Origin of the sequence: Thalassoglobus neptunius (genome assembly GCF_007859735.1) — a bacterium.
GTDB lineage: Bacteria > Planctomycetota > Planctomycetia > Planctomycetales > Planctomycetaceae > Thalassoglobus > Thalassoglobus neptunius.
Genome location: NZ_SIHI01000084.1, coordinates 1 through 7,975 on the forward strand (window position 1 = coordinate 1; position 7,975 = coordinate 7,975).

Here is a 7,975-nt window from a genome sequence, read left to right on the forward strand (position 1 = left end):
GAATCATTTCGATCATCTCCCACTGAAGGTCAGTCAGGTCACTTGGGTACGCTTTTCGAATCGCCTCGGACACCGTGCACTCCTTTGCGTTGATGAACCGCAAAGTGTGAACAAAACCAGACTTTCACAAAACCTCAGTTTCCGGATAGCCTCTCAGCCTCGAATGCATCTAAAGTGATCCACAAGAGGAACACCGTCGACTGAAAACACACAGCGGTGTGCAGGACCGGAGAAGGAATCGGTGGGCAGAATATTGCGTCCCAGTGCTGCATCTATGACTCTTGTTCAATACAGTCCACATAGGTTTCCTGCATCAATTCCTACTGTGGAATCTGGGTTCAAAAAAATGTACTAGCAAAGCTGCGATAAGCCCCAGCTCTTTTCATTATCATTCGTTGATGATTTTGGGAGTCAGAAGCAGGTAGAAAAACTCTTTGCGACCATTGGTTGGTGGGCAGGCAATAACGAGTGTCTGATCACGATCAATGCTGGCACCGACTTGAAATTTGTGCTTGCGGACGGTTGGCAATTGCACGGTGACATCTTCGCCTTTCAGTTTGTAAGTAAAAGTCGAGACGTCCGTCACTTCGCTCAGGCCAAGTTGAGCTTGCATCTGGATGGATTGACGTTTTTCTGAAAGTGTTGGAGTCATCGCTAACGAAATTCCTTCAGCGATAATATTAAATTTTGGTTTCCTATTACCATCATCATCGAGTTCAATTCCGACAACATACGGGCGATGCACTTGAGAGAATACTTCAGCCTGCTGCCCGTTAATGAGTGTAACTTTAGGAGCGAACATAATATTTGCCTGTGCATCACTTTGACCGGCTTGAATAAGTTTTCGAACGGCAGCATCCGAGAGAACTTGCGTCATGAATGGAACGCTTTCTTCAATCACAGCGGTGGCAGAAATTGTCGAAATGTTGCCTTCAATTTGAGGTGGTTGAGGCTGTGTTGTGAATGAAGAATCTCCTCCAGTCATTAAGATCGACGACCATTCCAATCCAGCCATGGCTGCGGCATCTTTTCTTGATGTCATGATTCGAGCTTCAATAGTGATTTGACCAAGCCCGCTGATGCTCCACGACTTCACCATGTGCTGTAGCTGAGCGTGTAGACTGTGTGGACCGTTTAATATAATTGACGTTTGTTTTCCCTGACGAGCGATATCCATCTTTGGACTCGGCTGCTCTCCAACAGTTGAGTTCAAGGGAGATGACCGTACTGGAAATAAAGCCATCTGCTTCACAAGGCCTTCAACTTTCCGGGACACTTCTGACTTGGATATTTGTTCGAGTTCAGCAACTTTCAGAATGGCGTCTGTCAGATCATAGACCCTCAGAGTGAATGGCGAAGAATCATTTGCCGACACAAGACCAATCTTTCCAGACATCGCTTTATGTGACAACCATTGAATGCCTGGGTCAATTGGATCTGGTTCTTTGGCATCGGTCAATCCTGCAAAGGCGATGAAAGTGACGACACAAGAGACAAGACCAAATTGCAGCCAGTGTTGAGATTTTCGAGCCGTTTTAATTGCCTTAAGACGATTCGCGACAGCCCGCTTGCGGGGAAATAATGGAACAAAGCCGAGTAAGCATGCAGGAAGAACGACACGCCAGTGACCAACGTTTTTCTGTTTGGCAAACATAAGCAAGAGGCTGGAATATTCATGCTCAGATGGAGTGTCCAACCAATTAAGCACCATGGCATCGCGTGCTTGTTCTCGGAGATTCACATATCGCGTGGCTGCTATCCAGTAGATCGGATTCCACCAGTGAACGGCACGGATCAAAAGCATCACCCAATTGACAGCAAGGTCCCAACACTTCAAATGTGCCGCTTCGTGCAGCATGACCATCTTTAGTTGGTAGTCGGAGATCGAGAGTGTTTCACTGGGAAGAAGCAGTTGAGGACGAAATACACCCATGACTGCCGGTTGTTGAACTTCATCAATAATGACCACTGGAATCTCTCTTCTTAACCCAACTTGCTGACAGACATCAGTCCATAGTTTGAGAACACGAAAGTCTTGGCATTGCAGAACCTGACGGACGCGGCGAGTGAATCGGTAGTGAGAGAGCAACGTCCAGAAGAGGGTCGTGACGAATCCTGTTAACCAAACGAAGGGAATTACGAGTCCGAGGATATCACTCCAAGTCGTTTCTGATTGGTGAGGGTTTGCTTGATACGCTGTTGCGATTCCATGATGAGGAGTTGAGTCTGCAACATGATAAACCTCAACTTCTTGCCATGGTTCTACACTTTCCTCCGGGACTGCGTTGAATTCTTCAGGCTGGGTGATGGAAATGTAAGCACTCTGGAGGCTCAAGCTACTGCCCGGCGCAAAGGGAAGGATTAATCGTAGCAAAACAATTCCCCACAACAGCGACATTTGTCCCGAAGACATCCATCTTCGGAACAGAAGATTTAATGACATCACAATCACAAGCAAAAAACAGGCAGCGATACTTGCATAAAATGCAGATGCCAAGGCAACCATTGATAAATCGAAAGTGAATTCGAGACCGGTTAGAAATCCATTCATGATTGAGCCTCCTGCTCGTCGAGGATGTTGCGAAGGTCTTGAATTTCCTCCGCCGAGAGTTTTGAAGATTTGAGAAAGTGTGCTAGCAGCGAAGAGGTTTCTCCGCTGAAGACTTTCTCTACAAAAGAGCGACATTCTCGCCGCACACAGTCTGAACGCCGAACACGAGCACTGTAGACATACCGATTTCCTTGTTGAGCGAAGGTTAGAACTTCTTTTTTGGTGAGCCGGTGTAGCATCGACTTGATCGTCGCGGGAGCCCAATTGGTCGTAGCCGACAACTCAGCAACAATCTCTTGCGATGTCATCGGTTGACCATCCCAGATCACATTGATGACCTGCCACTCAGCATCGGAGATTGTAATTCTCGTCATAACGTTTCACCTCCTTGATTGCGATTACAAGCGTAATTGATCACACTTGTAATCAATTGTCAAGAGGAATTTCGCGGAGCATAAGAATCAATAGATCACGAAGCGGTCGCTGGGGATAATCTGTAGTCGTGCAGTTCGGATGTAGGAAAAAGGTGAATATGAGTGGGAAATATTCTTCGAACTTCCTCCGATTCTGTACTAGAAAAATAGAGCATTGGCCACTCAAACCTTTGCTCCATGTACTTTCCAGCCTTTCTAGTGAAGGTAACACCGGTTACATACTCCGGCCACATCGACCGAAGGTCGATTTGGTGATCTGAATTTGTTGGTCATCGATCCCGAATTTCTTCCATACTCGCCCAATACAACTCGGATCGATCCCATTCGGCCACCACAGCGTATAACTCTCGGGTGACTTGCGACAGCAAGTAAGGGGCACAACTTCGGAGTCTTCGTTCGTGGCAGGTAGTAGATGAAGTGAGTTTCACAAAGGAAATACCTTCTGAATCAAGCTCGACTGGTTGGCCCATCACATTGCTGTCGCTCCAAGTGTCGAAGTAGGTGTGTGTTCCACGCAACACATCAACCCGGGAGTAAGACCATGACCACATTTCTCGTCGCCACGCTTTCCCGCTACGTTTTGGTCGACGCCGCTGATGAAGATCAGGCCCGCCAACTGGCCAAACCCGGCCTGGAAGAACTCTACGCCAAAGAACGCGAGCGATTCGGCAACGACTTCCCGATCGAGATCCTGACCGTGAGGCCAGCGACTCAAGAAGAAATCGACCTCTGGAACTGGCACCACCAAATGATCGCTTCTCACGCCACTTAAAGTTCGAGATCACGAGAACCAGGGAAAGGATTCCGGGGTTCCAGCTTTGGTGAGTTACCGCCAAAACCGTTCAATGTCATCGGTCTGGTGAATACGTCATGGACTCGGACAACGAGTTCGCCAGTTGCCTTCAGCAGGAAGACAGAAGAATTCGGTCGATCACCTTGTAGTTGATGTCAACAAACTGCGGTCGCAGGATCGGAGCAGGTTCCTGCAATCGTTGGATTGAATTCGGCTTCAGGCAGCCGAAAGAGCCCTACCGCCACTCGCATCATTTGAGCGTATGCGCGTCCGTGACTAGCCACCTGTCTTCACTGATTGAAGACAAATTTATCGGCCAGCCTTCCGGCTTCTTGCTGGCAGCCGGAAAGAAATAAGTTCGCTGAGCGGCGGTACACGCTGACTGCATCGCTGATCACGGGAGGTTCCGGCAGTATGAGTCCATTTACTTGTCCGGGCTCAAGTTTTGAAAGCCCATCCGCATAGACTCTTTTTGCGCGAACAATCTGCTTTTGAACTCGGCTAGTGAGCAGAGCCAGCGCCCATGTAAATTTCTCTCTGCGACTCAATGGTTCCCGAAATGTGCCTGTATAGAGCGTGTTTGTTGCATTGAGTTGAGGGTGCTCATTCAAACACATCCAGAGGCCGAGCCCACTCATCCCGGTGAGAAAGAAATCTGGATGTTTTGGCAGCGGAGTTTCGTACCATGGCTCGCGGTTTCTGATCTTGAATCGCTCCTTGTGACAACCACCTTCGTCTTCGGAAAGCGCCAAGTACGACCGCACGCATTTCATATCAACATGTTTTTGGCCTGGTCGAAACAACCATATCTTCTCACCAGAATCACATTCGTGCTGCCATGACCGAAAATCATGTACAGGCAGTCGGATGTGTTTACTTCTCGACACAATAGGCACGAGGCATTTCTTGGGTAGGCACAGCTGCTTACGTTGTTCTTCGTTCACCACGAAGAATTTGGAATCACCAGTGACAGCTCCGATCCGAATGCTTGCGATGTCGCTAAACTTTACTAACTCGGGCTTCCTTGTCTTTATCAACTTGGGGCAGTTGCGTGCATTGGTCCGCTGGATTCTACCGATTTGTTGAATGGCAGCTTGCAGGCCCTCCACCTCATGTCGTCGAAATAACTTACTTGTTCCCCCTTTACCTGTCGCGATGATTACGACGACACCCTCGGACACGTTGTCGAAAAGTGGACGTCTGCTTCGGATAATGTCCACCCGGTCGAAAATTTGCGTGAGTTTCTTTCGACCTTCCGACGCGTAGTCTGCATACTCACTCGCAGCAGGCAAAATGAAAGCCAGGTTACCACCCTCGCGAAGCATCTCCATTGCCCGCACCATAAATGGATACCAAGTGTTTGCGCGGTCACCGATTGGTTGGCCGTTTACATCTACGACGTTCGAGGCGGTGTTTCTGAGTGGATCATGTAGCGCACGAATCGGCAAATATGGGGGATTGCCAACGACGCAGTCGTATCGTCCTTTACGAGTTTTCGACCAGTCTAGGAAATCGACACCGCGAGTTACGGTAGCTAGGCTATCCGCCGCTGACGTTTTCCGGTCAAGATCGACACCAACAATGCGTTTCCTGTTGACACCAAATCCTGCGAGAGCTTCAAGAAAGCTCCCAGTGCCACAGCTAGGTTCAAGCCACCGTTGATCGACGCCATCAACGATCGCTGCAACCATCGCTCTTGCCAACGATCGAGGCGTGTAAACTTTGCAGGAATCTGGGGGCTCAGACGCGATCATGGGGCCTACTCCATGAGAACGTCTAGCTCTGGCTTGGCTTTCTTCAAAGCCATCCAAGGCGTAGTTTCTGATTGGCGGACAATGTCCAGCTTCCAACTGAGTAGATTGCAAAGTCGCTCACGCTGGCTTTTTGCCCATGAATTGCGGTCTTCTGACTCCTCGCTGACGGCTTGTGGCCAGCGGAGCTGAAATAGCTCTCCCAAGAGAAACTCAAGGCCATCCATTGGTGTCAGTAGCACGCTCGGAAGACGAGGGACTTTGAGCCACTCAGGAAACAATCCATCATCTCCGTATTGATTCACAGCAGAGTGAAAGTGGCATCCTGGCGATGAAGCATCACCTGCTTCAATCTGCCATTGTGCGATTAGCTCATTGCTCTCCCTGCTCACGATTTTCAAACTGGTTGTGGCTTCGCCAAATAGATGAAAGTCCTTCTGGCGTCGTCGCCCCCGCTCTGGATTTTTGATCTCCCATCTGAAACAGAGCTGTCCATAGACAGGAGCTCCCCCGTCGCGGCCACTTGCCCGATATTCACCTCTGCTATCAACAGTCTGAATTGGCCACCCTTCACTCAGAGGCTATCCGGAAACTGAGGTTTTGTGAAAGTCTGGTACGGTGAATCATTTGTGATCCCACGCCCAATCGGCGCGTCGCAGGATCAACGGCAAATTCCAGAATGCGAAGTCGCTTGGCGTGCAGCTCGTAGATCATGTATCCGACGATGCAATTTGCCTTCTGCCTCTCCAGATGGGCCTCTGCCACCATGCCGATGCAGTTTCGTCGTTGCAGTGCTGTCAACAATTCCTCGATCGTCCAGGCTGGGTTGTAGGCCTGGGCAATCCGAGCCACAGAGGAAGCATCGCACCGCGACAACCAGCGGATTCCCACAGCGAGTGATTTCCTGGGGAGCAGGCTCATCGAGTCGCCTTTCTTCGTCGGTCGACGAGTTTGTTGATCGTTCGCGAGTCGTAGTTGAGTGCGCAGCGGCAGCAGAAGTACTTGACGGGCCGATTGAGTTTCTCGGCTTCCTCTTGAGCCAGGGCGATCGTCGAGCAGGCGATGACAACTTCGTCCCCACAGTCTCGACAATGCCCGCGCGTGATCGCCTCGCCCGGATCGTGCCTGGCAACCAGAGGACCGGCCGCCACGATCATCACCGCATCAATCGGCCAGGTCTGTGTTCGTTCTGGATGACTCACTCGCACTCCTCTGAATCTTCGTCCCGCATTGTTCGGTGTCCGCAGTTCAGGCAAATCACAAACGTTCGTTCTTCCAAGTCTTCCTCCCATGCGTGAATCGTTTCTCGCTGGCAGGCTGGGCAATAGTGTGCTGTTCCGTCACAGGAGGTCACGGTTCAACTCTCCTTCCTCGTGGGGCGCAGTTATCAATTTCCTGATCGCGATCTCGGAGACATTCCCGCACGAACTGGAATGGATGAAAGATCACTGCAGGCATCACTCGCAGCAGGCCAACAATCCGTTCTCGGACGCTCATCCGGCGGTCTCTTGCAGGTAGGTCAAAACATCCAATTTCGTCGAGCCAGGTTTCTCAGGCTCGCGTTCTTCAAGGAGTGTCCTTTCGATTTCCAGCTCCTCAATTCGATCCGAGAGCTCGCAGATGCGAGATGGACCTTGCTGCAGTGCCACCTTCACAATGACCTCCGTCCACTTGCGAACGACAGACTCGAAGTCTTTTCCGGTGAGTTCGGCCGCCGCCTGCAGCAGCAGCGACAAGCCTTCGGTCTGGAGCATCAGGAATCGCAAGTCCGGGCAGTCCCGCACCCGCTTCAGAAGATGGAGAACGGCTCGCTTGGCAGCAGTCAGCCCACCGTCTCCGACTGGCTCTTGACCCTCAGAAAGCACGATCATCGTCGTCCTCCTCGTCATCATCAGTCACGTCGGTTTGTGATTCGAGTCGTCGCAGCTTGGCTCTGAGTTCCGCAGGCAGGTCATATTCAGAAACCGGATGTCGGACGTGTCTCTCTGCCATCATGCGGGCGACCTGTTCGGTCGTCGGTGTGATTGCGTAAATCGACCCGGCCCCGAAGAGCTTCGTGAACGCAGGGCCGGATTCCGTTTCGGGAATGTCAATTCGCACGAATGACTGTCCGCCGATCACCTCCTCGGAGAGTTCGCCGCAGTAGGTTTGGTGACCCATGATTTCGACGATGGCCCAACTGCGCATCGGCTTGTGTTCTGTAATCAATCCTTCGTCCAACTGTGATCTCCTTAGTGTTGTTTTAAGAATTCGCGACCGGGTTTGCGGATCTTCCAACCGTCCCGGGCGTAGTAGTCGACCAGGTGACAGTCCGCCGCTCGATCGAGAATCGCGTAGACGGTGTTGTAGGAGAGGCCGAGTCGATCGCAGATCAACAGGATTCCGGAACCGCCCGGACGTGAGTTGAGGTATCCTAAAACTCGCAAAGCATCCGCAGTCGGCTTGA

10 protein-coding genes are annotated in these 7,975 nt (G+C 50.9%); 1 reads left to right on the forward strand and 9 read right to left on the reverse strand.

Features of this window, described 5'->3' with window-relative positions:
* Positions 1-388: 388 nt before the first annotated feature.
* Both KOR42_RS25160 and KOR42_RS25165 read right to left on the reverse strand, forming a co-directional pair.
* Complete coding sequence (locus KOR42_RS25160) at positions 389-2,551, reverse strand: M56 family metallopeptidase (protein ID WP_146512565.1); 2,163 nt, start codon at positions 2,549-2,551, stop codon at positions 389-391.
* Positions 2,548-2,925, reverse strand: a complete 378-nt coding sequence (locus KOR42_RS25165; RefSeq protein WP_146512566.1) for a BlaI/MecI/CopY family transcriptional regulator — start codon at positions 2,923-2,925, stop codon at positions 2,548-2,550. Before KOR42_RS25165 ends, KOR42_RS25160 begins: the two co-directional genes overlap by 4 nt.
* 601 nt (positions 2,926-3,526) lie before the next feature.
* On the opposite strand from KOR42_RS25165, the gene KOR42_RS25170 reads away from it, so the two are divergent.
* Positions 3,527-3,757, forward strand: coding sequence for a hypothetical protein (locus KOR42_RS25170; protein WP_146512567.1), 231 nt, complete (start codon positions 3,527-3,529; stop codon positions 3,755-3,757).
* A 311-nt stretch (positions 3,758-4,068) separates the two neighbouring features.
* Here KOR42_RS25170 and KOR42_RS25175 read toward each other — a convergent pair whose 3' ends face one another.
* The 7 genes from KOR42_RS25175 to KOR42_RS27165 form a co-directional block, all read right to left on the reverse strand.
* Positions 4,069-5,532, reverse strand: coding sequence for an Eco57I restriction-modification methylase domain-containing protein (locus tag KOR42_RS25175; RefSeq protein ID WP_146512568.1), 1,464 nt, complete (start codon positions 5,530-5,532; stop codon positions 4,069-4,071).
* A gap of 5 nt (positions 5,533-5,537) precedes the next feature.
* Positions 5,538-5,921 (reverse strand): hypothetical protein, encoded by a 384-nt coding sequence (locus tag KOR42_RS25180; protein WP_146512569.1) that lies wholly within the window; start codon positions 5,919-5,921, stop codon positions 5,538-5,540.
* A 178-nt stretch (positions 5,922-6,099) separates the two neighbouring features.
* Complete coding sequence (locus tag KOR42_RS25185) at positions 6,100-6,450, reverse strand: GNAT family N-acetyltransferase (RefSeq protein ID WP_146512570.1); 351 nt, start codon at positions 6,448-6,450, stop codon at positions 6,100-6,102.
* A complete protein-coding gene (locus tag KOR42_RS25190; protein WP_146512571.1) occupies positions 6,447-6,731 on the reverse strand; it encodes a hypothetical protein in 285 nt (94 codons plus the stop codon). The genes KOR42_RS25185 and KOR42_RS25190 overlap by 4 nt, the downstream gene beginning before the upstream one ends.
* Before the next feature lie 291 nt (positions 6,732-7,022).
* On the reverse strand, positions 7,023-7,400 hold the full coding sequence (locus KOR42_RS25195; RefSeq protein WP_146512572.1) for a hypothetical protein: 378 nt from the start codon (positions 7,398-7,400) through the stop codon (positions 7,023-7,025).
* On the reverse strand, positions 7,384-7,749 hold the full coding sequence (locus KOR42_RS25200; RefSeq protein ID WP_146512573.1) for a hypothetical protein: 366 nt from the start codon (positions 7,747-7,749) through the stop codon (positions 7,384-7,386). Before KOR42_RS25200 ends, KOR42_RS25195 begins: the two co-directional genes overlap by 17 nt.
* Positions 7,750-7,760: 11 nt before the next feature.
* Positions 7,761-7,975 (reverse strand): helix-turn-helix domain-containing protein (locus tag KOR42_RS27165; RefSeq protein ID WP_197441577.1); only part of this gene is annotated, 215 nt, incomplete at its 5' end.